At 50.7% G+C, this 25,120-nt stretch carries 20 protein-coding genes; 6 read left to right on the forward strand and 14 right to left on the reverse strand.

Annotated features, from left to right (window positions below):
- Nucleotides 1-56: 56 nt before the first annotated feature.
- On the forward strand, nucleotides 57-1,169 hold the full coding sequence (locus ACOZB4_RS15980) for a GGDEF domain-containing protein (RefSeq protein WP_379409933.1): 1,113 nt from the start codon (nucleotides 57-59) through the stop codon (nucleotides 1,167-1,169).
- Here the strand turns inward: ACOZB4_RS15980 and ACOZB4_RS15985 are convergent.
- The 4 genes from ACOZB4_RS15985 to ACOZB4_RS16000 form a co-directional block, all read right to left on the reverse strand.
- On the reverse strand, nucleotides 1,166-2,116 hold the full coding sequence (locus tag ACOZB4_RS15985) for an aldo/keto reductase family protein (RefSeq protein ID WP_379409936.1): 951 nt from the start codon (nucleotides 2,114-2,116) through the stop codon (nucleotides 1,166-1,168). The two genes, ACOZB4_RS15980 and ACOZB4_RS15985, sit on opposite strands and share 4 nt — an antisense overlap.
- 80 nt (nucleotides 2,117-2,196) lie before the next feature.
- Nucleotides 2,197-3,306, reverse strand: coding sequence for a Ger(x)C family spore germination protein (locus tag ACOZB4_RS15990; protein ID WP_379409940.1), 1,110 nt, complete (start codon nucleotides 3,304-3,306; stop codon nucleotides 2,197-2,199).
- Nucleotides 3,303-4,412 carry a GerAB/ArcD/ProY family transporter gene (locus ACOZB4_RS15995; RefSeq protein WP_379409943.1) on the reverse strand — a complete coding sequence of 370 codons (1,110 nt, stop codon included), beginning with the start codon at nucleotides 4,410-4,412 and terminating at the stop codon, nucleotides 3,303-3,305. The genes ACOZB4_RS15990 and ACOZB4_RS15995 overlap by 4 nt, the downstream gene beginning before the upstream one ends.
- Entirely contained in the window at nucleotides 4,405-5,766 is a 1,362-nt protein-coding gene (locus ACOZB4_RS16000; protein ID WP_379409947.1) for a spore germination protein, read from the reverse strand. The genes ACOZB4_RS15995 and ACOZB4_RS16000 overlap by 8 nt, the downstream gene beginning before the upstream one ends.
- A 208-nt stretch (nucleotides 5,767-5,974) precedes the next feature.
- On the opposite strand from ACOZB4_RS16000, the gene ACOZB4_RS16005 reads away from it, so the two are divergent.
- Together ACOZB4_RS16005 and ACOZB4_RS16010 are read left to right on the forward strand one after the other, a co-directional pair.
- Nucleotides 5,975-7,528, forward strand: a complete 1,554-nt coding sequence (locus tag ACOZB4_RS16005) for an FAD-dependent oxidoreductase (RefSeq protein ID WP_379409950.1) — start codon at nucleotides 5,975-5,977, stop codon at nucleotides 7,526-7,528.
- Nucleotides 7,529-7,695: 167 nt separating this feature from the next.
- The gene (locus tag ACOZB4_RS16010) at nucleotides 7,696-7,884 is read left to right on the forward strand and encodes a hypothetical protein (protein ID WP_379409953.1); all 189 of its coding nucleotides are present in this window, start codon (nucleotides 7,696-7,698) and stop codon (nucleotides 7,882-7,884) included.
- Between the two features lie 119 nt (nucleotides 7,885-8,003).
- On the opposite strand, the gene ACOZB4_RS16015 is transcribed toward ACOZB4_RS16010, so the two are convergent.
- From ACOZB4_RS16015 to cidR, 10 genes are all read right to left on the reverse strand, one after another.
- On the reverse strand, nucleotides 8,004-8,456 hold the full coding sequence (locus ACOZB4_RS16015) for a hypothetical protein (RefSeq protein ID WP_076323904.1): 453 nt from the start codon (nucleotides 8,454-8,456) through the stop codon (nucleotides 8,004-8,006).
- Nucleotides 8,457-8,639: 183 nt separating this feature from the next.
- The gene (locus ACOZB4_RS16020; protein ID WP_379409959.1) at nucleotides 8,640-10,514 is read right to left on the reverse strand and encodes an ABC transporter ATP-binding protein; all 1,875 of its coding nucleotides are present in this window, start codon (nucleotides 10,512-10,514) and stop codon (nucleotides 8,640-8,642) included.
- Nucleotides 10,511-12,238 (reverse strand): ABC transporter ATP-binding protein, encoded by a 1,728-nt coding sequence (locus ACOZB4_RS16025; protein ID WP_379409963.1) that lies wholly within the window; start codon nucleotides 12,236-12,238, stop codon nucleotides 10,511-10,513. The genes ACOZB4_RS16020 and ACOZB4_RS16025 overlap by 4 nt, the downstream gene beginning before the upstream one ends.
- Nucleotides 12,239-12,249: 11 nt before the next feature.
- A complete protein-coding gene (locus ACOZB4_RS16030; protein ID WP_379409980.1) occupies nucleotides 12,250-12,810 on the reverse strand; it encodes a MarR family winged helix-turn-helix transcriptional regulator in 561 nt (186 codons plus the stop codon).
- Between the two features lie 122 nt (nucleotides 12,811-12,932).
- Nucleotides 12,933-14,045, reverse strand: a complete 1,113-nt coding sequence (gene rsgA, locus ACOZB4_RS16035) for a ribosome small subunit-dependent GTPase A (protein ID WP_379409991.1) — start codon at nucleotides 14,043-14,045, stop codon at nucleotides 12,933-12,935.
- A gap of 405 nt (nucleotides 14,046-14,450) precedes the next feature.
- Nucleotides 14,451-16,739, reverse strand: coding sequence for an ATP-dependent DNA helicase (locus ACOZB4_RS16040; protein ID WP_379410004.1), 2,289 nt, complete (start codon nucleotides 16,737-16,739; stop codon nucleotides 14,451-14,453).
- A gap of 147 nt (nucleotides 16,740-16,886) precedes the next feature.
- Nucleotides 16,887-17,681 (reverse strand): delta-lactam-biosynthetic de-N-acetylase, encoded by a 795-nt coding sequence (gene pdaA, locus ACOZB4_RS16045; RefSeq protein ID WP_379410020.1) that lies wholly within the window; start codon nucleotides 17,679-17,681, stop codon nucleotides 16,887-16,889.
- Nucleotides 17,682-17,823: 142 nt separating this feature from the next.
- On the reverse strand, nucleotides 17,824-18,867 hold the full coding sequence (locus tag ACOZB4_RS16050; RefSeq protein WP_379410022.1) for an oxidoreductase: 1,044 nt from the start codon (nucleotides 18,865-18,867) through the stop codon (nucleotides 17,824-17,826).
- Between the two features lie 195 nt (nucleotides 18,868-19,062).
- Complete coding sequence (locus ACOZB4_RS16055; RefSeq protein ID WP_379410024.1) at nucleotides 19,063-20,685, reverse strand: catalase; 1,623 nt, start codon at nucleotides 20,683-20,685, stop codon at nucleotides 19,063-19,065.
- Nucleotides 20,686-20,793: 108 nt separating this feature from the next.
- Complete coding sequence (cidR, locus tag ACOZB4_RS16060; RefSeq protein ID WP_339268625.1) at nucleotides 20,794-21,684, reverse strand: cidABC operon transcriptional activator CidR; 891 nt, start codon at nucleotides 21,682-21,684, stop codon at nucleotides 20,794-20,796.
- Between the two features lie 126 nt (nucleotides 21,685-21,810).
- Here cidR and ACOZB4_RS16065 point away from each other — a divergent pair, with 126 nt between their 5' ends.
- The 3 genes from ACOZB4_RS16065 (at nucleotide 21,811) to ACOZB4_RS16075 (ending at nucleotide 24,998) form a co-directional block, all read left to right on the forward strand.
- The gene (locus tag ACOZB4_RS16065; RefSeq protein ID WP_076323894.1) at nucleotides 21,811-22,182 is read left to right on the forward strand and encodes a CidA/LrgA family protein; all 372 of its coding nucleotides are present in this window, start codon (nucleotides 21,811-21,813) and stop codon (nucleotides 22,180-22,182) included.
- Complete coding sequence (locus ACOZB4_RS16070; protein WP_076323893.1) at nucleotides 22,179-22,868, forward strand: CidB/LrgB family autolysis modulator; 690 nt, start codon at nucleotides 22,179-22,181, stop codon at nucleotides 22,866-22,868. The genes ACOZB4_RS16065 and ACOZB4_RS16070 overlap by 4 nt, the downstream gene beginning before the upstream one ends.
- Before the next feature lie 270 nt (nucleotides 22,869-23,138).
- Nucleotides 23,139-24,998 (forward strand): LTA synthase family protein, encoded by a 1,860-nt coding sequence (locus ACOZB4_RS16075; RefSeq protein ID WP_379410048.1) that lies wholly within the window; start codon nucleotides 23,139-23,141, stop codon nucleotides 24,996-24,998.
- Nucleotides 24,999-25,120 lie beyond the last annotated feature (122 nt).

The following is a 25,120-nucleotide window of genomic DNA, read 5'->3' on the forward strand; positions in this document are numbered from 1 at the left end:
GAATGTCTTCATCGCCTTGCCGCCCTTGTGCAAGGTACATGAAAGGAATGATCCCCATGACTAATATACTATTTACCAACTTTTGTATATTTGTGACTTTCTTATACTTGTCCGGACTGCTGTCCAAAAAATATGTAGCAGGCGTTGTGACACCGTCCATCAGCGTTAAGATCAACGCTGGACTGCTCTTTGGCATTTACGGGATCATCTTGATGTACTATTCTTTCCCGATTGACCCCCGGTTTTTCGCGGATTTGCGGCATTTGGCCATTGTAGTGATCGCCAGCTACTTGGGTTGGCTGCCATCCCTGATTGCCGGCGTGCTCATTGCGCTCGGGCGATTGATTCTGTTCGGCATGTCCGCTTCCTCTGCCATTGCGGGAGCCGGCATGCTACTGATCGGCATCATATGCGGGACGGTATCTCGTATCCATTGGAATCGTTTAAACAAAATGCTGCTCATGAGCGTATCGAGCATGCTGGTGCTCCTAGGCATTATGTGGATGAATATCCAGGACCACCATAAGGTATATACTGTCTTCACACAGCACCTTATCATATCCGTCCTCGCCACGGTGGTCATCTACATGTTGACGGAGTATATCAACACGTCCAATCAACTATTTCTGCAGATGAAGAAAAATGCGGAAACGGATTACCTGACCAGTCTTCACAATTTGCGCCAGTTCGAGCAGCTGTTGTCGGAACGTTTTCTCGAAGCCCAGCATTTCAGCGAACGGCTGGGTGTTCTTGTCGTGGACATTGATCATTTCAAAAAAATAAACGACACCTACGGCCATGCGGCCGGAGATGCCGTTTTGCAGCAGCTCAGCAAAGTGCTGAGGGAGCATTCCCGTTCTTTTGATGAAGTGTCCCGCAACGGCGGGGAAGAATTCTCGGTGCTGGTCCCGGAAGCGACCATTGATGAGACGGCCGCTATTGCAGAACGAATCCGGGCCGCCGTAGCGGATCATATCTTTGTCCTGGAGAACGGAACCAAGATCCAGATCACCGTGTCGATTGGGGCTGCCGTACATCCCGATACGATCCGGTCGAAAAATGCCAAGGAGCTGCTCCAGCAAGCAGACCGCGAGCTGTACCGCGCCAAGGACAGCGGACGCAACCGCGTATGTTCCGCTCCCGAAATCCATGATCTGATTCTTTCTTAATTCGAATCCGCCTTCAGTATTTCTTCAATGGCAGTCAGCGTATCTGAAGAGAGCTTAATACCGGAAGCCTCCACATTCTCTTCCACCTGCTCCGGACGGCTGGCCCCCACCAGTGCACTAGCTACGTTGTTCTGACGCAGAATCCAGGCCAAGGCCAATTGGCCGACGGTCATACCCAGCTCGCTTGCAACGACTCCCAGGGCCTGCACCTTCTGAATGCGGTCTTCACTCATTTTAAGCGGGTCGGCTCCAATCTTCGATGCGCGGCTGTTCTCCGGCACGGCTTGCTTGGAGGCGTACTTGCCCGTCAGCAGCCCTTGCGCAAGAGGAGAATAGACCACTTGACCAATGCCCTTCTTCTCGCCTAACGGGATGATCTCTTCCTCGATCTTGCGCTCGAACATGTTGTACAGCGGCTGATTCACCACGATGCGATCCAGCAAATAGCGGTCCGCCACGGCCAATGCCGCTTCCATCTGGGCAGCGGTCCACATACTGACTCCTACATAGAGCACCTTGCCTTGCCGGACAAGGTCATCCAGCGCCCGCAGCGTTTCCTCTATCGGTGTTTCTTCATGATAACGATGGCAGTAATAGATGTCGACATAATCGGTACCCAGCCGCTTCAGACTCGCATCGCACTGCTCTCTAATATGTTTGCGGGAAAGCCCCTGATCATTGGGTCCGTCCCCCATCTTGCCGAATACCTTCGTGGCCAGGACATAGGATTCCCTTGGGAATGCTCTCAAGGTTTCCCCGACAACCACTTCAGCCGCTCCCTGGGCATACACATTCGCTGTATCAAAAAAATTAACGCCGAGTCCATATGCGGTCTGAATCGACTTCACCGCATTCTCCCGTTCCACATATCCCCCGTACGTCAGCCAGCTCCCGAGACTGATATCGCTAACCTTCAGTCCGCTTCCGCCCAGTCTTCTAAATTCCATATGTGAAACCTCCTTCATACAAGATAGATGCTTATTCTTTATTGTAACATCTTCCTGTACGATAGACAGATGTGCCCTGTCTAACGTTTATAACCGGTCGACTTTATTTTCACCATGACCGATACATTAAACTTGGCATGGGGATACATGGCGTCCCATTCCTCCATCTCCGTCTTATTGTTCCAGTGCGTCCCTCCATACCGAAGGCCGAAACCCAGCGGGTCCAGGCCCGTTTTCTGAATTTTCTCCAGCAAGTTTTTCACCGCTTGGGATAGTTCCTTGCTAAACTGCTCTTCGATCTTATGCAGACCCTTCTGATTCAGTTGTGTTGGATCCTCTTTCTCTTCCAAAATCGCCGTTATCCGAATATTGAAATCAATCGTTTCTTCCCCTGGTTTATCCGTTACGATCTTGTATCTTGCTCGGGTTCTATCCGTGTTGATTTCAAGCAATTTGCCGTCCATTTTCGTCCCGAAATTCGTGCTTAAATTACGACGATCCAACAGGTTAAACAGCCTGGTTTCATCCGGCGTCAGAATCACCTTCACCTTGTCCTTATCCATCAAGGCTACTCTCTCGATATTCAGGATCTTGTCAGTGGTAGTTTCCACAACGGGCATGACCGGATCTTCCCCTTCCTCTAACATTCGGCGGGACAAATCGAAGGAGTATGTCCTAGTAATGAAGGGAGATTCCGTCCCATCCTCGCTGAGCGCCAGAAATATTGCGTTCCCGGCAATCCGCTCCGTTGGAGGATCCGTCTTTAATACGGCTTCTGCCGAAGGAATGGCGACGGCTGGATACATTAAGAGCTGCATATCCCGCCTCCGAACGGTCCAGTCCTGGATTTTGCTGATATTTTTTCGAGCATAGGCTTCGCCGTACATGACCCCCTTGCAATGACCAAAGTCAAGTTCCTTATCCACTTTGGATTTGACCTCCCTGATCGCTTCCGCAATACTTGTTGATTCTTGTGTAATAAGGAAAGACTTCTTATCCCCAATCTTAGGGTCTCCTGAAGGAATCGCCATTTTGAAGGTAAATCGGTTCATATCGGGGTTTTTCTCAGAGACGTCAATACCAATGGACACGACAAAAAGTCTGAGATCGATATCCCTAAAATCACATCCCGACACAAATAAAAAAGAGCAGCACATGAGCCAGACCAGCCATCGTTTCAGGTCTTTCATGCCTTCTTCCTCCTTTTCCTCCATACCGCATAGAATAATAGGGCAATGAGCAGGAATTCCCCAGCGAACCGGACGTCCAAAAAGACAATCGCCATATCATTTAATATGTATTGATTAACGATAAACGACGTGCCGAAGATAATCAGGGAAAAGAGGAGAAGCACCCACCATTCGAATTTCCTCCTTTTAGACATCGCTTCCCCCTTATCGACCTTTAATCCGAAACCTCCCAGAATCAACTCCTTGCCCACATGCCAATGAACGATGGAATTCACGAGGGAGAGGCACATATACACCACGTAGAAGACATAAATCATCCGTTCTATGATGAAATAACGAATCCGAAGCGAGTCCACCGTCGAGAAGGCAGGATACACGTGTCCTCCGGCGCCCGCGGCTCCCAATATGCCGATGGATGCAAAGATCGATACCAGAAGGGTAAGAATACTAACCACCACAATCGCCCAAATATGCCGCACTCTGAATCGGTGAAAGATCCGATTAAATACCACCATGTTCACGTAGCCCGTAAATATATAGGTAGCCGCGGCCACCGTCTCGTAATTGGGCATGTTCCATGCATAGGTAATGATCTGCCTTACGGCATCCCAACTGAAATATGGATTGCTGAAGATACGCCATGACATATAAGCGATGATGGGTACGGTAATGTACAGAATCATCTCCAGGGCATAAATAATGGACTCGGTATCCAGCCTGGCACTTAGTGCCACAACCACCAGAAATCCCATCAGAACGATATAGGGTGATACATCCGGACTGATGTATCGGGAGGTAATATCAACGAAACTGACCAAGGTAATGACGCTGGAGAAATACCACCCGAGTCCGTATAAAACAAGCAGGATGCCGGATATCCACTTGGGCATAACTGAATGGAAAATCTCCGGCAGCCCTTGTCCCGGAAATTTCTGAATCAGCTTCACGAAGGTAAACAGCAGCAGAGTGCCAATCGGAATGGACACGAGGATCGACATCAGCGCGCCGTCAAAGCGATCCGTAATCAAGACGCGGGGGACATAATTAATCAGGTTGATGGTTGCATTGAGCAGGAAGAGGTAATAAAAATATTTATTTCTAACCACTTCGCTGATCTCCTTTCTTGTTCCAATCCATCGCAAACATCTTCAAGTAGGGTTTGCCAAAGGACCTGAGGCTCGTAAGGTACATGATCATGGCCACGATGCCCAGAACGATGCCAACCAAGCCGAAGAAGGTGGCCAGGACAATGAATAAATACTTCGTGACACGTATGCCGAAGCTCATCATACTAATCGGGATCACGAAATTCGTTATCGCGACGGCGGAAACCAAGATGATCATGATGTTACTGACCAGTCCCGCTTCCGTAGCAGCAGTCCCCAGAATGAGACCCCCTACCGTGGTTGCGGTTTGACCAATCGCTTTTGGCAGCCGGACACTCGCCTCTGTCAGAAATTCCATCGCCAGCAGCATGAAGATCACTTCGAAGAAAGACGGGTATGGCACCGTAGCCCGACTTCCTGCAATAAGCAGCGTAACCTGCATCCTCAATATTTCCGGATTGTAAGAGGTGAAGGCCACGTAAAAACTTGGTATCAGCACGGTGACAAACAATGCGATATACCGGATGACCTTGAGAAACCAGCCCACCGGAGGAAGCTGTATTTTGTCATCCATTGCCGTAAAGAAATCATTGAATATAGCCGGCAGTAAAATGGCATATCCCGTGGAATCCATCAACACAGCGATCTTTCCTTGAGATATATTTAATACGGTCCGGTCAGGGCGTTCGGTCAGCATGAGCGTCGGATACAGACGGAATTTAGGATTCATCGTATGTCTCTCGATTTCAGAGGCCGATTGCACAATATCCGCCTTGATCTCGGACAATCGCTTTCTAAGCTCCTGTAATACCGTTTCTTCCACTTTGCATGCATCATACATAATGATGATTCGAGTCTGCGATATTTTGCCAAGGGTCATGAATTCCGTCTTCAAATTTGTGGTTTGGTAACGGTGGCGAATTAGATTCAGGTTCACCTCGATATTTTCCGTAAACGAATCATCAGGGCCTTGAATGACGTTCTCCGTACTGGCGGGTTGGATGAAGCTTGCATTAACCAATACGGCGTCAAACAGGAGCACGCTGTCCCGAATGAATATGGCTACGCAGCCCCTTAATATATTACGGAGCAATTCCTGTTTATCCTTCGGCTCCACACTTGAGGGAAAGGATCGGATGAATTGGTCGTATAACTCCAAGGAATTCAGCTCATAGAAACGGTTGATCAAATTATCGTTAATCATGATAGGGTCGCACATGCTCTTAAGATAAATCAATAACGCATGCTCACCTTCATTCTTCAGCTCACGCTGCTCGATATCCCCGACATTACGAAGATGTTCTTGCAGACATTGCCTGGCTTCCTCCGCATTTAGATATTGTTCGCTGGTCATGATACCACCCCTCATTCACTAAATTCCGGTTCTCCCGCTGTTCTTTAGGTTCTGCACAAATGTCCCAAATTATTTACAATCATCCAGAAAAACTTAGGAAGACTGTGAATCGAAATCGCCTAGTTTCTAATCATTCCCATGTGGTAATAATGAAGACAAGAGTCGGAGTTTAAGGGCAACGCCCATAGAAACTGAGGAGGAATCGTGAATGAACCCATCCAATTCATCGCATCAAGAACTGTCGCAATTTCCGGAGTCGCTGTGGATAGCGACAACCGAACTGCCCACTTTCCCGCGCTTAGCCGAAGATATTAAGGCGGATGTTGCCATCATTGGAGCCGGCATAACCGGCATTACAACCGCTTATCTGCTTGCCAAGGCAGGCAAGGATGTCGTGCTGATCGAAGCAGGGCAAATCCTGAACGGAACCACCGGTCATACAACAGCTAAGGTTACGGCACAGCATGGGCTGATCTATCATGAATTTATGAATCATTTTGGGGAGGAGAAGACAAGACTCTATTACGAAGGAAATCGGGAAGCGATTGAATTCATCAGGAATATTATTGGCGGAGACGAAGGGAAATTCGGGCTGAAGCTGGAGGATGCCTATATCTACGCTCAACAGGAGGACAAGTATCTCTCGAAGCTGGAGGATGAAATCAAAGCCTATGAAAAGCTCGGCATTCCGGGAGAATGGCAGGATAGCCTTCCTCTGCCTATGCCGATTCGGGGAGCCATTAAGATGCCCGGGCAATATCGATTCCACCCACTGCAATATCTTAAGCATCTGACCGAACAATTCCTGATGCTCGGAGGGCGGATCTATGAGAATACGACCATGGATGAAAAGGCCGAAACCGATGGACCGCTCACGCTGCTGACCAAACGGGGTGGTCACCGAATTACTTGCAATCACGCAGTGTCCGCATCTCATTTTCCGTTCGTTGACGGGAAAGGATTATTCTTCACGCGGCTGCATGTGGGACGCTCCTATGCCATTGCTGTCAAACCCGAAACCGCTTATCCGGGCGGGATGTATTTAAGCGTGGATCAACCGACCCGTTCCCTGCGGTCCGCTTCTTATGGCGGTGAGGATTTGGTTATCGTCGGAGGCGAGAATCATCCGACGGGCCGCAGCATCTGCACCCATCAGCATTACGAAAACCTGGAGCTGTTTGCAGGAAAGCTGCTGGGCGCTTCCGCGATTCCTTATCGCTGGTCGGCCCAGGATCTGATTACTCTGGACAACATGCCTTACATCGGGCCGATCACATCGAATCAGGACCGGATCTTTGTCGCGACAGGCTTCCGGAAATGGGGCATGACAACAGGAACATTGGCCGCGAATATCATCTGTGATCAAATCTTGGAGAAGGATAACCGTTACGCCGACGTCTTCAACCCGTCCCGCTTCATCGCAGATCCAAGCATCAAAACATTTGTTGCACAAAATGCTATGGTTGCGAAAGATTTCGTTTCCGGCAAGTTCGAAATGTCCCATGCTGATATTACCGAGCTGAAGGCAGGCGAAGGCGCCATCGTCCGCCATAACGGTCAGCGCGCCGGGGCTTACAAGGATGATAAGGGGAATCTCCATCTCGTGGATACGACATGTACCCATCTCGGCTGCGAAGTGGAATGGAATGAGGGCGAACGCTCATGGGATTGCCCTTGTCACGGATCACGCTACCGTTATAATGGCGAAGTGATTGAAGGGCCGGCCATTGAGCCGTTGAAGCAGTTGGACCCGGAGAGTTAAGCGGACGCTGCGCTCCCTCAAGGACTCTAACCTAAAAGAAGTGAAGCCCATGCGAGCTTCACTTCTTTTTTATAACAGGGGACTATACACCGGAGCGGCCTAAATTCAACCAAAAATAACATATTTCTGGTATAATAAGCTCACAAATCGTTACGGGAGGGACAGCTATGGTTCTGGGCCCTGAATATTTGGATCGAATTAAAGAGGTCGTCTCGGAGAGAAAGGCAAAGGAGAAACTGCGCGGTATCCGGCAGCAAAGCCTGCTTAGTCATTTTTTAATGACCCTTGCTGCTGCAGGTGCCTTCATTATGGTGGCAGCCATCTTTGGTTTTATCTTGTATAACATACGATATTAGAAGCCCTTCCCCATGCTTCCAAGGTGGTAAGTCTCTGAAGTTTATACTTTCTTGCAAGTCCAAAAAGGCACCCTGACGGGTGCCTGTGTCATGTTATGGCCTGGATTAATCTAGTAAACCTAAGCAATTTCTGGTGCCGGCTCCTCGCGGTAGGCCTCAAGCGATCGGTCCACGATGACCTGTATGAAATCCGGATCCATATCCTGAATCCATGGCATGGCGTTATTCCAAGCATTTTCCTCGATTTGAAGCGCGATCTGATTCTGCTCCCATTCATCCACCGTTCGATCCATCCGGTCACAGAGTTCTGTCAGCATCAGGTCCATCGAATGGCCCAGCTCATGTGCGAATACCACCGCAAAATAGGCATGAAACAGCTCAAGTGTCCCAAACAGCTCCAGACACTGCTGGCGTATGACTTCGGTATACATCGTCACGCTGTGCGAATTCATAACATATTTCCCGCCGATTAACCGGCCCCCTGGGAAATACGCCTCCATCTCCACGGTGACACTGCTGCCCGACCGACGTAGAAGCTCTTGCGTAATTCGGTTCAGTTCGGACTTATTCAATTATGATCATGGCTCCCTTTAAAGATATAAACATAAACATCATTATAAAAGAACCATATGAAATTGCAATAACAAATATGCCTGCTAGCTTACTCTAAACCTACCAAAAACCTTTAATTAAGCCAAAAAAAGAAGACCCACTCGCACTCCAATGGGTCTTCTTATGATGGTATCCTCGCCTCGCTATCCAGCCTCATGCTGGTCGCTGAATTGACTGTTATACAGGTCCGCATAGAAGCCGCCTTGAGACAGCAGCTCTTCATGGGTTCCTTGCTCGATAATGCTGCCCTTGTTCATGACCAGAATCAGATCCGCATCCCGGATCGTGGACAGCCGATGCGCAATGACAAAGCTGGTTCGGTCCTTCATCAGCTCATTCATCGCTTTCTGGATATAGAGCTCTGTCCGCGTATCCACGCTGCTGGTGGCCTCGTCGAGGATCAGAATCGATGGATTGGCCAGAATGGCACGCGCAATGGTAAGAAGCTGCTTCTGCCCTTGCGATATGTTGGAGGCCTCCTCGTTCAGAACGGTATCGTAGCCGTCCGGCAGTGTCCGGATGAAGTGATCCGCGTGAGCCGCTTCCGCCGCTCGGATGATCTCTTGTTCCGTAGCGCCTTCGCGTCCATATCCGATATTGTCCCGGATCGTCCCGTTAAAGAGCCATGTATCCTGCAGCACCATTCCGAACAGGCTGCGGAGTTCACCGCGTCGAAGAGCCGTAATACCTGTGCCGTCTATCGTAATCTTGCCCTTATTCAGCTCATAGAACCGCATCAGCAGATTAATAAGCGTAGTCTTGCCTGCACCGGTCGGACCGACGATGGCGACCGTTTGCCCGTGCCTTACGTCCACATTCATATCCTCGATCAGTAGCTGGTCTGCTTTATAGCCGAAACTCACGTTCTCGAAAGACACGTCGCCAAGTGGCTGCTTGAGTGCTGCCGGAGCTGTATGCTCTGACACTTCTTCTTCCTCATCCAGCACTTCAAATACGCGCTCTGCCGATGCTATGGTAGATTGAATGACGTTCGCGATATTCGCAAGCTGGGTGATCGGCTGCGTGAATTGGCGTGAATATTGGATGAATGCTTGAATATCCCCGATCTCAATCGCTCTGCGGGTAACGAGCACGCCGCCGACAACACTGACGATCACATAACCGATATTGCCGACAAAACCCATCAGCGGCATGATGGTACCCGATATAAACTGGGCTCTCCACCCGGCATCATAGAGCTTGTCGTTGACCTCATCAAATTGTTCCATGGATTGTCGTTCCCGGCCAAAGGCCTTCACCACTTTATGACCTGTGTACATTTCTTCCACATGCCCGTTCAGCTCACCCAAATGCTTCTGCTGAGCCACAAAATGCTTCTGCGAGCGTTTGGCAACCACAATTGTAACCACCACACTAAGCGGTAGGGTCAGAATAACTACTAATGTCAACAGCGGGCTGATCGTGAGCATCATCACGATGACGCCAACCAGCGTGACTATCGAGGTAATCATCTGCGTCAAGCTCTGCTGAAGCGTACTGCTGATATTGTCCATATCGTTGGTCACCCGGCTCAGCGTTTCCCCATGTGTCCGAGCGTCGAAATATTTAAGCGGCAAACGACCGAGTTTGTTGTAAACATCCTTACGCAAATCATACACGGTCCGCTGGGCCACGCCAGCCATAACATATTGCTGGATGTAAGCAAACAGTGAGCTTAAGAGATACAAGCCTGCAAGCCAGAGCATGATCGTCCGAATCGCGTCAAAATCGATCCCGGCCCCCGGCACGCCTTGCATCTTAGCCATGAAGCCTTTGAACAGGATCGTGGTTGCATCCCCCAATATTTTCGGGCTCACGATGCTGAATATCGTACTGAGAATAGCTGCAATCAAGACGATCATCAGCTTGCCGGTATGCGGTTTGAGATATCGCGTTAACCGGCGAAAAGTGCCTTTGAAATCCTTGGCTTTCTCCCCCGCCATTCCAGGTCCGTGTGGGCCGCCGCCAAAGGGACCGCCCGGTCCCCGAGGATGTCCTCCCCGTTTCTTCTCACTCATGCGATCTCCTCCTCTGACAGCTGCGAGGTAACGATTTCGCGGTACACATCGCTGGAAGCCATAAGCTCCTCATGCGTGCCGATTCCGGCTATGCGTCCCTCATCCAGCACAATAATACGGTCAGCGTCCATGACGGTGCTTACCCGCTGAGCAACAATCAGGACGGTAGCTTCCGTCGTTTCCTCGCGGAGCGCTGCGCGAAGATTGGCATCCGTCTTGAAATCCAGCGCCGAGAAGCTGTCGTCAAACACATAAATCTCGGGTCTCCGAACCAGCGCCCTTGCAATCGAGAGCCGCTGCTTCTGACCTCCGGATACGTTGCTGCCGCCTTGCGAAATCTCGGCATCGTACCCGCCTTCCATGGATGAGATGAAATCGGCCGCCTGAGCAACCTTCGCAGCATGCCGGATTTCCTCGTCCGTCGCATCTTCTTTACCATAGCGGATATTCTCCGCGATAGTTCCGGTGAAGAGCAGCGCCTTCTGCGGCACGAATCCGATCCGGTTCCGCAGGTTCTCCTGCATCATGTCCCGGATATCCGTACCATTAACGAGAATCCGTCCCGAGCTCACGTCATAGAAACGAGGGATTAAGCTGATCAGCGTCGATTTACCCGAACCGGTTCCGCCGATAATGGCGGTGATTTCACCCGGCCCGGCATGGAAGGAAATATCGGATATGGCGGGTTCCTCTGCACCCGGATAATAGAAGGTCACATCCTGGAATTCAATCGATCCATGCTGCACGCCGGTATTTCGCGGCTGCTTCGGATCATGGATCTCCGGCATCATGTTCAATACCTCATTGATCCGGACCGCCGATGCCTGTGCACGCGGAATCATGACAAACATGACGGATAACATGATGAGAGAGAACATGATCATCATCGCGTATTGGAGAAATGCCATAAGGTCACCGACCTTCATGTGGCCACTATCGATTCGCAGCCCCCCGAACCAAACAATCGCCAGCGTTGCAAAGTTCATGACCAGCATCATGACAGGCATCATCGCACCCATGATTTTATTCACTTTGATGGAGGTGGCTGTCAAATCCTCATTCGCATCATTAAAACGGACGGTTTCATGATTCATCCGGTTAAATGAACGAATGACCCGGATTCCGGTCAGATTCTCCCTTAGCACGCGGCTCAGTGTATCGATCTTCACCTGGATCGCTTTAAAGAGCGGAATCCCCTTTTTGGCGATGAGGAAAATAGCCAGGGCCAGAATCGGCAGGACGATCAGAAGTACCGTGGTCAATCCCGGGTCTCTCGATACGGCCATTATAATGCCCCCGATACACATCATCGGCGCAAGCGCCATCATGCGAAGGATCATGATCGTAACCTGCTGCACCTGCGTAATGTCGTTCGTTGTACGGGTAATCAGGGATGCCGTACCGATCTTGTCAAATTCCTGCAGCGTGAAATTCTCGACATGGGAGAAGACGCGTCCCCGAACAATTTTCCCGAATCCCGTAGCTGATTTGGATGCCAAATAACTCGCGGCAATGGAGCACAACATGCCCCCAGCTGCTACCAGGAGCATAAAGCCGCCCACACGCCAAATGTAAGGCACATCTCCCTTCACGATGCCGATATCCACGATGTCCGCCATCAAGGTTGGCAGGTAAAGATCAGACAGACACTGGAAAAATGTGAACAGCAGGACAAAAATGACCGCTGTCCGGTACGGTTTCAAATAGTGAAACAGTTTTAACAAATTCCCCACCCCTACTCATTGTCTGAAGTCGTTTCGTTCGTTTTGTGCTTTTGCTCGTGAAATTGATACACCTTCGTTAACAGCTCCGTCAGTTTGACGCTGTCCTCTTCTCCTAGAAATTCCACCAGCTCGTTAAAGTTGTTTCTGACGTTCTGATAGGTTGCCTGGACAACGCGATTCCCTTCCTCCGTAAGCTGCACACGCACCGCACGTCGATCCTGTACATCCATCACCCGCTCCACCAGACCTTTGCTCTCCAGAGCGTTAATAAATTGAGTGATCGTTGGTGACGTAACATTCATCATGCTGCTGATTTCGGACACTTTCATGCCAGGACCGTCAGGCACGATATGATGTTTAAGTCCCATCAGAACGCGAATCTCGCCGGGCGTATAGCCGGAAATCAAGTGCCGATCCCATTCCTGCTTATGGAACATGCGAATGCTGTACAAGAGCCTGCCGGCTACGCTATCTTCTCGCCGGCCAGCCTTCATGCACAGCCCTTCCCGCGAATCTTTTTCCTCTTTCCCGTTGTTCTCTTTAGGTAAATCTGGATGTATATTCTCTTCCATGGTCCACCTCTTTTCTGCAACTACTCAAGCAAATAGATAGTCTGCCAATTTATTTGGTTTCCTAACTATATACCCGAAGAAGACCGAAGTCAAATCGACTCCGGACCTCTCAATAACATCCATTATTCGTCATCGTACAAAAGCTGCTGGTAGTTCCCTTTGCGGTCTCTCTCGCTCTTCCGCGAGGACTTGCCTGAGCTCTTATTCTGGCGGCGGGTGCTGACCCTCTCCTTACTGGCAATATAGGCGAGCTCCCGCTCCGTCTTCTTGTAGTTCGCATATCGTTTCGCATCCAGCGTTCCGGCCTGCAGCGCTTCCTGAACCGCACAGCCGGCCTCCGTCTCATGGCGGCAATCCTGGAACCGACACTGCTGCACCAGCGCCGAAACATCCGCAAAGGTTGCCTCGAACCCTTCTTCCGAATCCCACAGCTGCAGCTCCCGCATGCCTGGCGTATCTACCATAATCGCGCCTCCCGGCAGCACGAAAAGCTCCCGGTGCGTCGTGGTATGCCGTCCCCTTGCGTCCTCCTCGCGTATCCCCTGAACCCGCTGCAGCTCCTGGCCAGACAGCCAGTTCAGGAGGGTGGATTTACCGGCCCCCGAGGTACCCGTAATGGCAATCGTCTTCCCCTGTATCAGATAAGGCTGCAGCTGCTTCTTTCCTTGATCCATCAAGGAGCTCACCGCATGAACCGGCACGCCCGGTGCAACAGCCTCTACCTGTGCGACATAATCTTCCGGCGATTCACACAGATCCGCCTTGGTAAGCAGCACAACCGGTGTGGCCCCGCTCTCCCAGACCGCAATCAGGTAGCGTTCAATCCGGCGAACACTAAAATCCTTGTTGAGTGCGTTAATGATAAACACGGTATCCATGTTCGCGGCAATGATCTGCTCATCCGGCACGTTTCCTGCTTCCTTGCGCGTCACAGCAGATTGGCGGGGGAGCAGCTTATGAATGACGGCACGAGATTCCCCTTGCAGCGGTTCCACCATGACCCAATCGCCAACAGCGGGAAAATCGCTTTTGCTGGCTGCCTCGTATTCGTATTTGCCCGTAACAATCGCGGACTGCTCTCCCTCTTGCGTGATAATGCGGTATTGCTTCGAGAATTGGGCTGTGATACGTGCCGGTGCCAGCGCTTTATCCTGCTGCGGGATCTGCTCAGCCAGCAAAGCCCAATGTTCATTCCATCCATATACTTGTAGCGTAGTCATGTCTTGTTTAGTCAAATTCGTGATATCCCCTTATCGTTATTGGATTGGTTGTTTTCAAACACAAAAAAAACCGCAGATTTGTATCCGCGGCTGATCTGAATCTATGCAAGAAGAAGGCATCAACCCCCATACAGCCTACAGTCAAGCCGTTAAAGGTCATACCAAGCCCTTAAATAGACACAAAAAACCCGCAGGATACCAAGCACGGTCTCCTGCGGGTTCTTGAGTATAGAGTAAAAGACAAGTATGTTTACATGCCTTATACCCCTATACCATTAGAATTTCCCGTCCAAAGAGACCAACGTCAATGCGACCCATCCACTATGCATCATAACCATTTGACATCAGCCTCCTTCAGCTAAATTAATATATCCGTATTATAGGGGTCATATTTCCAGGTGTCAACATCTCATGCAAAAACTAGATTCGCCTGTAGTGCCTCCACTCCTCAGGCAGCAGCATCCCGTACTGGCGATTCAAAAAGCGGTCATCCACCAGCGTCAGTGTCCCGCTGTCCTGCTCTGAGCGGATCAAGCGTCCTCCGGCCTGCAGCACTTTGTTCATGCCCGGGTACACGTAGGCATAGTCGTATCCCCGCTTGCCGGTACGATCGAAATAATCCTTGATGATATCATTCTCGAATGATAGCTGCGGCAATCCTACGCCGATGACCACGACACTCGACAGCCGTTCTCCCTTCAAATCAATGCCCTCGGAGAAAATACCGCCCATTACGGCAAAGCCGATCAGCGGATCCTCCGCATCCGCCTGGAAGGCATCCAGGAATGCCTCCCGCTCCTCCTCACTCATCCCATGCCCCTGAAGCAAGGTACGCGCTCCCGGGTTCATTCTGGCAAACGCCTCATGGATATCCTGCATGTAGGGATAGGACGGCAGGAAGATCAGGGTATTCACCGGCTTTTCCTGAACCAGCGCACTCAGCATCCGGACGATGGCTTCGCTATTTCGCTCCCGATCCTTGAAGCGCGTCGATAACGGCAAAATTCGAACATCCAATTGCTCGGAAGAGAAGGGAGAGGGAATCGAGAGGCTGTAGTCCTCTCCCTCTGCTCCCAGCATATCGCGGTAATACCCGAGCGGCATGAGGGTTGCCGAGAAAAATACGCTGGAGCGGTAGTTTTTTCCTGCTTGCTGGAGCAAATAAGAGGGGTCCAGACAAAACAGCTTGAGAAACACCTCGCTCTGACTCATCTCCGCATACGTGACAAAGCGGTCGTCATACAGCTTGGAGATGCGCAGATACCCCTGCACGGCAAAATAGCACTCCAGGAGCGCATCCGCCTCATCCCCGCTCTTGCCAGTCATCAGTTCGGCCTCTGCCTGAAGCGAAAAATCCTCCAGCAGCTCCACCATCATCTCCGGCTGCTGGGACCCGACAATCCGCTCTTCCTCCCTACTAACCTTGCGCAGCACTTTAAATCGGTTATTCACCCGCTTCGCGGCGTTGTAAAGCGCGGGATTGCTCTCTTTGTAAGCTCGTTGCAGTTCCAGAAAAGCCGATTTATTCAGCTCGGCTGAGAACATTCCCCGCGCCCGGTCTACCAGATTGTGTGCCTCATCAATGAGCAGCACACTGCGCTTCTTCACGTCCTCCGGCATCCGCTTGAAGGATACACGCGGGTCAAACACATAGTTGTAATCGCAGATGACGGCATCAGCTGCATACGCGGCATCCAGCGAGAACTCAAACGGACACACCGTATGCTTCCGGGCGTACTCTTCAATAACGGGCCTCGTGATCAACGTTTCATTCGAGAGCAAATCCAGTATGGCGCCATTAATCCGGTCATAGTAGCCCTCCGAGAACACACAGCCCATCTGCCCGCAGCCCTCAGCTTCACGGAAACAAATCTTGTCCTTCGCCGTCAGCGTGACCGTGTGCATGCAGAGTCCTTGACGCTCCATGCGCGCCATCGCTTCCTCCGCGGTCGTTCGGGTGATCGTCTTGGCTGTCAGATAAAAAATCCGCGACAACAGGCCTTCACCGATCGCTTTAACCGAAGGAAACAGCGTGGATATCGTTTTCCCTATGCCCGTTGGCGCTTTGGCAAACAATTTCCGTCCTTCCCCGATGCTCTTATAAACAGCCCCGGCCAACTTTCGCTGTCCCTCGCGATAGGCGGGAAACGGAAACTTCAATTCGCGGATGCTTCGATCCCTCCGCTCGCCATGCTCCCGCAGCAGGTTGGCATAAGGCGCATAAGCCGCCACGACCTCCAATACGAAGGATTCCAACTGTGCACAGCTCCATTCCTGTACGAACTGCTTACGCTCTCCACTCGGGACTTGGAAGTAGGTTAATCGCACTGCCATCTTCGGAATCTCATGCTGCTTCGCGTACATATAGGCATACATTTGGGCCTGCGCCCAATGAACCGGGTACGTGTGCTCCGTAATCTCGCCTAAATCGCCGGAGGTCGACTTAATCTCGTCAATCATCATCCGCTCTTCCTCTTGAATCAGACCGTCGCAGCGGCCTTCCACCACAAACAGAAAATCCTCGTAAGGAATCTCCACTTCAAGCTGAACTTCCTTCTGATCGTTCTCACCATAGTCGCGCTGTACCTGTTGATGCGCACGGGTCCCCTCGGTAAGGGATGTCGCCGTGCGAAAACCCGAGGTAATGCTGCCGCTGCGAAAGACATATTCCACCAGCGGCCTGACGGATATTTGGATAGTATGAGGCATGATGGTCTCCTTCGTTCATGTTCTATGAAGGGTATTATACCAAACATTCGTTCCTGAAAGCGAAGCATCCATCTTCATTCGCCAACAAAAAGCGTGCAGACGGCATCCTGACAGGATAGCGTTCTGCACGCTGTATGCAACAAATATTTACGGGGCTTTCTTCTGCATCTGATCCAAACTCTTGAACTCGTACCCCCGGTTCCTGGCTTCGTCAATGATCCGCCCAAGCGCCTCGGTGTTGTCCTTGGAGATCGAGTGCAGCAGAATCACAGCGCCCGGGTGGAGCTGTGCGGTTACCTTATCATAAGCATACTGCGCACCGCGCTGGGACTTCACGTCCCAATCCATATACGCGAGCGACCAGAAGACATTGGTATAACCCAGCTGCTTGCTGGTCGCCAGCGACCGCTCATCGAAAATGCCGCGCGGTGTACGCAAATATTTCATATCCGGCTGGCCGGTTATGCGCATAACCTCCTTCTTCACCCGCTCCAGTTCCTCGGTCAGCTTCTCTGCCGAGATCGTGGTCACATCCGGATGGTTCCAGGAATGGTTGCCGATAATGTGTCCCTCAGCCGTCATCCGCTTCAGCAGACCTTCCTGTGTCTTTACGTAATGTCCGGTCACGAAAAAGGTGGCAGGCACCTTTTTCTCTTTGAGCGTATCCAGGATACGGGAGGTATATCCGTTCTCGTATCCGTTATCAAACGTAAGATAAAGCTCCTTCTGCTCGGCATCGCCCATGAAGATCGCGCCGTATTTTTGCAGAAGCTCCTTAAAACCCTCCTCATTGATGGAAGGCAGCTGGCCATTGACGCTTTTTTTGAATCCAAAATGAAACGGACCGCTTCCTACTGCCAAAGCCGCTCCCGATATGGACAGCATCACCGCCAAACTCATCAGAAGCGCAAAGGCCGGCCGAAGGATATCGCGTTTCTTCATATCCGTTCTCTCCTTCTTTGTTGTGATATGGATTGATTCCCCTCATGAAAGACGTACAAGGGTTGCATCACCTAATATCCCACAAATCGGAGCAAACTATGTGCTAGCCAAAGAGGACCCTGTCACCGGATATAGCAGAGTTTCACGTGATCTTGATCAATCGGCCTTTCTGATGACTTTGCAGTGCATACTCAATCATACGGATGACATTACGGGCTTCTTCAGGCTGAACGGGTAACGGGCCATCCTTAAGAATCGCTTCAGCCAAACCCTGATAAAAGGCCTGATAACGTCCCGGCAGCGTCTCAATCTCACCCTGAACCGCCAGTCCGCTCAGCTCAGTAGCAAGCTCCCCGTACTGGTCTGGCTGGTCTTCACCCCAGCCCGCATCCCCCGGGTGCATTCCCTGCTTCAGCTGGCCTTCCTGAGGGTCTGTTCCATATTTCAGGAAGCTTCCTTTATCCCCGTGCAGCTCGAATTTCGGGCCGGCTTGCCGGACCAGCGAGCCGGAATGCAGAATAACGCGAAACGTTTTGTAACCCAGCACCAGATGAAAATAATCATGGGTTTTGGACCCGTTGCGCTCCGTTCTCAAATCCGCCCACAGCGTCTCCGGTAGACCGAACAGGAACAGTGCCTGATCAAGCAGATGCGAACCCAAATCGTACAGGATGCCGGACCCGGGAATCCCCTGTTCCCTCCACCGCTCCGATTGCACTTCCGGACGGTAACGGCTAAACTGCGACTGATAAATGGATAGCTTCCCGAGCGCTCCCGTCTCCAGCAGGTTGCGGACAGTCAGAAAGTCATTGTCCCAGCGGCGGTTGTGATATACCGTCAGAAGAACTCCCTTCTGTTTGGCCAGATCAATCAACTGGTCCGCTTCTGCGGATGTTACGGTAAACGGCTTCTCGACGACCACATGCTTACCGGCCTCGATGGCTAACCGGGTATATTCGTAATGCGTTGCATTCGGACTCGTAATGATGACAACATCAATACCCGGATTAGACAAAAGCTCATCCACACTATCGACAACCGCTGTATCAGGCAAATCCTTGTAAACCTTGTCCGGATCTGATGACACAACCGTGTGGACTATGTAATCCGGCACGCTTCTCAGGATAGGTGCATGAAACACCGACCCGGACAGGCCGTAGCCGATGATTCCCGCTTGTATTGCCATAAAGCACGCCTCCTCTTCCCATGGTTCTATGTTGATTCGATATGTATCGCTTTGATTCCTTGCAACATCTTAACATTCCGCAAATATTTTACAACCTCAAATAATACAGCCGCCTGCACATTTATCACTGTGCAGGCGGCTGCTCAATTGCCATTGCAAAAGATAACCTGAAGACCTCTTCCGGCTTAGCAGATTTTAGTAAGGATCCGCCTCATGGCCCATGCGGTTAGCATCCTCAACCGCCTGCTCCCGGTCGGGCTCGTTCGAGCCCTTTCTGGCCTGCTCGAGTCCTTCTCGTACGCGGCGTCCATATTCCTCATCCGCATTCGTAAAATATTCCACCATCTTGTCTTGAATCCGGATATCACATTGGATGAGCGCACCCACCAGATTGCTAATCAAGTCGTTTCGCTCCCAATCCTCAAAGGCTCTGTACGTATCCCCGGCCTGCTTGAAGTCCAGCATACGGTCCAGCTTCTGCCGGACGAGGTTGGCATCATAATGGGGCTGATGAGGCTTCGCCGTCTGCGAGGCTTCCACCAGACCATCGGTCATGGAAGGCTCGTAATCCACATGCGGGCTTTGCCCTGGTGCCTTATCCACGTAATAAGACATCTGCCCGCCGCGCTGGTTGGTAGCGACCCGCTTCTTCGGCGCATTGATCGGCAGCTGCAGATAGTTGGTGCCCACCCGATGCCGCTGGGTATCCGAGTAAGAAAATGTGCGACCTTGGAGCATCTTGTCGTCCGAGAAATCGAGTCCATCCACCAGCACGCCCGTGCCAAAGGCCGCTTGCTCCACTTCGTTATAGTAGTTCTCCGGATTGCGGTCCAGCACCATTTTGCCCACCTTCAGGAACGGAAATTGATCTGCCGGCCACAGCTTGGTTGCATCAAGCGGATCGAATTCCAGCTCCGGATGCTCATCATCGCTCATAATCTGAACGCATAGCTCCCATTCCGGATAATCCCCGCGTTCAATGGCCTCATATAAATCCTGTGTTGCGTGGCTGTCATTCATGGCCTGGATCTTTTTTGCTTCTTCCTGCGTGAGATTCTTAATGCCTTGCTTGAGCGGCTCCCAATGGTATTTGATCAGCACACTATGGCCATCTGCATTGACCCATTTGTATGTATTCACACCTGAGCCCTGCATTTGGCGGTAGTTAGCCGGAATACCCCATGGGGAGAAGACAAACGTGATCATATGCGTCGCTTCCGGGGAACGGGATACAAAGTCGAACATGCCGACTGGACCCGGAACGTTGGATACTGGATCCGGCTTGAACGCATGAACCATGTCCGGAAACTTGAGCGGATCGCGGATAAAAAATATTTTCAGGTTATTGCCAACCAAATCCCAGTTGCCCTCTTCGGTGTAGAATTTCACGGCAAACCCGCGCGGATCCCGAAGCGTTTCAGGTGAGCCGGAACCATGAATAACGGTTGAGAACCGGACAAACACCGGTGTACGCTTGCCTTCAACCTGAAACAGCTTGGCCCGAGTATACTTCGAAACAGGCTCATCGCCTACTTTCCCGTATGCTTCGAAGTAACCGTGAGCTCCAGCACCCCGTGCATGCACGACGCGCTCCGGAATGCGTTCCCGGTCAAAGTGCGTGATCTTCTCCAGATAATGATAATTTTCCAGGGTCATCGGACCCCGATTCCCTACCGTTCTCACATTCTGATTATCCGAAATAGGATGTCCCTGACGATTAGTTAGCGTATCCTCCCGCTCCGTCTCGCCGCGGTTCTGGGCAAAGCCTTCCCGACCTGGGTTCGTTCCATTATTACCATCATGTTCCTGGCCACTCACGAATGTCATTCCTCCTTGGATATAAGGCTTGTAAAATGGTTCTCTTATTATGGATATTATGTCCAAGGCGTGAAAATGTATGAAATGCCCCTTAATTTTGAAACAAACTTAATCCTGCTCACCCAATAGGGCGCGGGTAAAGCTGATCCATTCCCTGACGGCAAAGGACAGATACCGGTCCTTCCTCCAGATCATTCCGAGCTGCCAGGGAATGGACGGGTTGTCCAGCGGCAGTATCGTCACGCGCGAGGAATCGATTTCCTTACAGATTGTCTCCGGGAGCAGAGCGATGCCCAAATTGGCGGCCACCATGCCACTGATGAGGTCCCACTGCGAGCTTTCATAGACCACCCTTGGCTCGAAGCCCGCGCTGACGCATTCGCGGATGATCCGGTCATGCAGCGTAAAGTCCTCTCGAAACAATACAAATGCCTCGTCGGCTAGCTCGTTCAGGTGTACATGATCTCTGCCTGCCAGCCGATGGGACGGATGGACCAGCAGATTCAGCTTCTCTTTCACAAAGGAATAATAGTGAAATACATCTTCATTGACAGGCAGCACCGCGACTCCGATATCGGTCTGACCGCTTTCCACATCCGCTTCGACCTTCTTGGCGCCATCCTCAATCAGCTGAATGGTAATCTTCGGATAGTCCCGGTGGAACTGCCCGATCACCTCAGGGAAAAAGCTTGAGCCTACCATAGGTGGAAGCCCGATCCGGAGATGGCCGCGCTTCAGGTTCATGAGATCCTCCAGTTCGGCCGATACCCGCTGAAAGGAATCCACCATCTGCTGCGCCTGCTGATACATGATATGACCCGCATCCGTCAGCTCAATCCGCTTGCCCTGCCGGTAGAACAAGGTTACGCCCCACTCGTCCTCCATGTTGCGAATCGTTTTGCTAATCGTTGGCTGCGTAATATACAGCTTCTCGGCGGCTTTGGTGAAGCTTTGGTTCCTCGCTACCTCAAGAAAATACTCCAGGTGCCGTATGTCCATCCGATATTCCCTCCGGTTTCTTCTATGTATAGATAAATGGAATGCATCTCATTCGATATATGCATTTTACCTATGAAAATTATCGTTGTAAAATTTCATTAACAATGAAAATAAAGGAGTCCGGTCATGATCAACATGTTGAAAGGAACACTCCAAGTGGCCGGTTTCATGCTTCTTTCCTTAGGGATGGATCAACTGGCCGCTTGGCTGAATATAGGGATTCCGGGCAGCATTCTCGGAATCGTTGTGTTGTTTATACTTCTCGAAACCAAAGTCCTCCGCCTGGAGTGGATTGAGCTTGGCGCCAATTGGCTGCTCGCCGAATTGCTGCTGTTCTTCATCCCTGCAGCGGTCGGCATTATGAAATATTTCCCGATGCTGGAGGCCGAAGGACTCCAAATTCTGGCCGTGGTTTTGTTCAGCACCGTCATTGTGATGGTCAGCTCTGGACTGACTGCCGGCTTCATCTCATCCAGAAAGGAGCGTAAAACACCATGAACATCCTGCTGACCGTCATTCTCGGCTTATTATTGACGATCGGAATTTATGGGGGGACCAAAAGACTGTATCGCCGCCTGCCAAAGGTCTATTTATCGCCGCTCCTGATCACCCCGGTACTGATTGTTGTGATATTGACACAAACAGGGGTATCCTATGAATCATACAATGAAGGAGCGCAGTGGATCAGCAAGCTGCTTGGACCGGCTACAATCGCTTTTGCCGTGCCTTTGTACAAAAACTTCCAGACTCTTAAAAAGCATGCGGCCGAAATTATGCTCAGCGTGCTGACCGGATCGGTACTGGCCATGTTATCCTCTGCAGTTCTTGCTAAATGGATGCACCTGAACAGCTCGCTGGCCACCAGTCTCGTCCCGCGCTCCATAACAACGCCCATTGCCATGAACGTCTCCGAGGTCATCGGGGGCGTGCCGAACATGACCGCCGTCTTCGTTATTATGACCGGGATTCTAGGCTCCATGATCGGACCGGCGGTCATGCGGATTTTCCGGATTCGGGGCGATATTGCACGCGGTGTGCTGTTTGGGACCAGCGCCCATGGAACCGGCACCTCCAAGGCATTCGAATTCAGCTCCCTTTCGGGAACGATCTCCAGCATTTCGATGATCGTCGCTGCTCTCTTCACCCTCGGAACCGCACCGCTGATCATGTCTTTTCTTTATTAATATTTGCTAAGCCCCTGACAAAACCGGTGATGGCCGGTTTTTTCGTTGTCTTTTTTGTGTTGTTATAAGAAGCTTATGGACTTACTTTAACTCTTTGACAACCTCCTCCGAAGAGGTCATAATTAGTTCTGTTCATTCCTTTTGTAAAATAAATGGTATACAGAATGTATATCAACAGTAAGAATAACGTCTATCGATTCTTAAATAACGAGTGGCCGCTGGAGTTTTCGAAAATAGGGTTATGGCGGCATTGAAAGGAAGGCGATACAGGTGTTCTCCTCCTCGCGGTTTCGGTTAACGATTACGAAGCCTTTTATATTTTTCTCTGTCATTATGATGCTCAAAAGCTACCTGGCCTGGATGGTCATTTTTGATGATGTTATGCCATGGAAACCGCTCATTACGGAAATCCCTTTTATTTGGCTTGTGTTCAGCTTAATCGAATGGTTCGCTTCCAAGCGAAAGCTCGCTGCCTATATGAGTGTTAACTTATTGCTAACCGCCATATTCTTTGCGGCCATTATGTATTATAAATATTACGGTGTTATTGTTACTTATCACGCGCTGGAGCAGGTCAACCAGGTAACCGCGGTAAGCAATAGCGTATTCTCCTTGATGGACCCTTACTATCTGTTGATCTTTACGGATATCATCGGTATGTTTTTTCTATTATGGCGCAGTGATCGCGTTAAAAAATGGAAGATTCGGCATGCCAAGAAAGAAAAGCGCAAAATCATTCCTATTGTTTTTGTCGTCTCTTTAATGCTGTGCCTATTCCAGATTATGCCGAACCGCGCAAGCATGAACGAAATCGTGAAGGCGCAGGAGATGGGCATTCTTAATTATGAGGCTTATACGATTTTCCAACAGGAGAACAAAGAGCTCGTGGATGCCAAGGCCATCACGCAGGATAGAGTTAACGAATTGAAGGGTGTCAGGGCGTCTGATCAGGAAGCTGTGCTCTCGGGCGCAGCCAAAGGGAAGAACTTGATCATCATTCAGATGGAGTCCTTCCAGAATTTCCTGCTCGGTTTGAACATTGATGGCAAGGAAATTACGCCAAACTTGAACAAACTCGCTAAAGAGAGCTTATATTTCCCGAACTTCTACCAGAATGTCGGTCAAGGAAATACCTCGGATGCCGAGTTTGTGGTGAATACGTCCTTCTACATTCCGCCGCGGGGAGCGGCAACGCAGCATTATGCGGACAGGGTTCTACCCAGCCTGCCGAGGTTGCTGCAAGGGGAAGGTTATGATACAGCCACTTTCCACACCAATGTGGTGGAATTCTGGAACCGCGGAGAGCTGTACAAGGCCCTCGGGTTCAACCGTTATTACGATAAAGCGTTCTTCGGTGATGAAGATAAACTGTTCTTCGGTGCCTCGGATGATGCCCTGTACTCCAAAACATCGGCCGAGCTGAAGAAGATGGACGATGCCGATAAACCGTTCTATACCCAAGTCATCTCCATGTCGGCTCACCATCCGTTCACGATTCCCGAAGATAAATATCGGATGACGCTGCCGGAGCGATATGAAGGCACCTTTGTCGGCGACTACATCCGCTCGCAGAATTACGCCGATGATGCGCTGGGTAAGTTCATTGAGCAGCTGAAGAAAGACGGCGTGTGGGATAACAGCCTGGTTGTTCTCTACGGCGACCACCTTGGACTTCCTATATATTCCTTGGACAACAAGGATAAAGAACTGATGCATGAAATTTACGGCCGTGATTATAACTCCGCAGATATGATCAATATCCCGCTTATGATCCATGGAGAAGGCCTTAAGCCGGAAGTGAAGGAGCAAATCGGCGGGCAGATCGACCTCCTGCCGACGGTGGCCAACCTGCTCGGCGTATCGATGGACAATCAGCTTCATTTCGGTCAGGATCTGTTAAACAACACTGATAATAACTTGCTGCCGGAACGATACTACCTTCCTTCCGGTACATTTATCAACAATACGACCCTATACATTCCGGGAATCGGCTTCGAGGATGGAACCAAGCATCCGCTTTCGAACTCGGACGAGAAGAAGACCCAAGCTACCAAAGAAGAATTCGAACGCTCGCTGCAGTTGCTCCATCTGTCGGACAGCTATATCAGACAGCTGCCATACCATAAATAGTTCGTTGCTTAATAGGACAACTCTTTCGAATAATCGGAGGGTTGTCCTTTTTTGCTTGGCAGAGAATGCCGGAAATCCTTGATATATAAGGGTTAATACAGCCGAAAGCAACGGTTATTTGA

It is taken from the genome of Paenibacillus sp. NPDC058898 (genome assembly GCF_049316025.1).
GTDB lineage: Bacteria > Bacillota > Bacilli > Paenibacillales > Paenibacillaceae > Paenibacillus_AQ.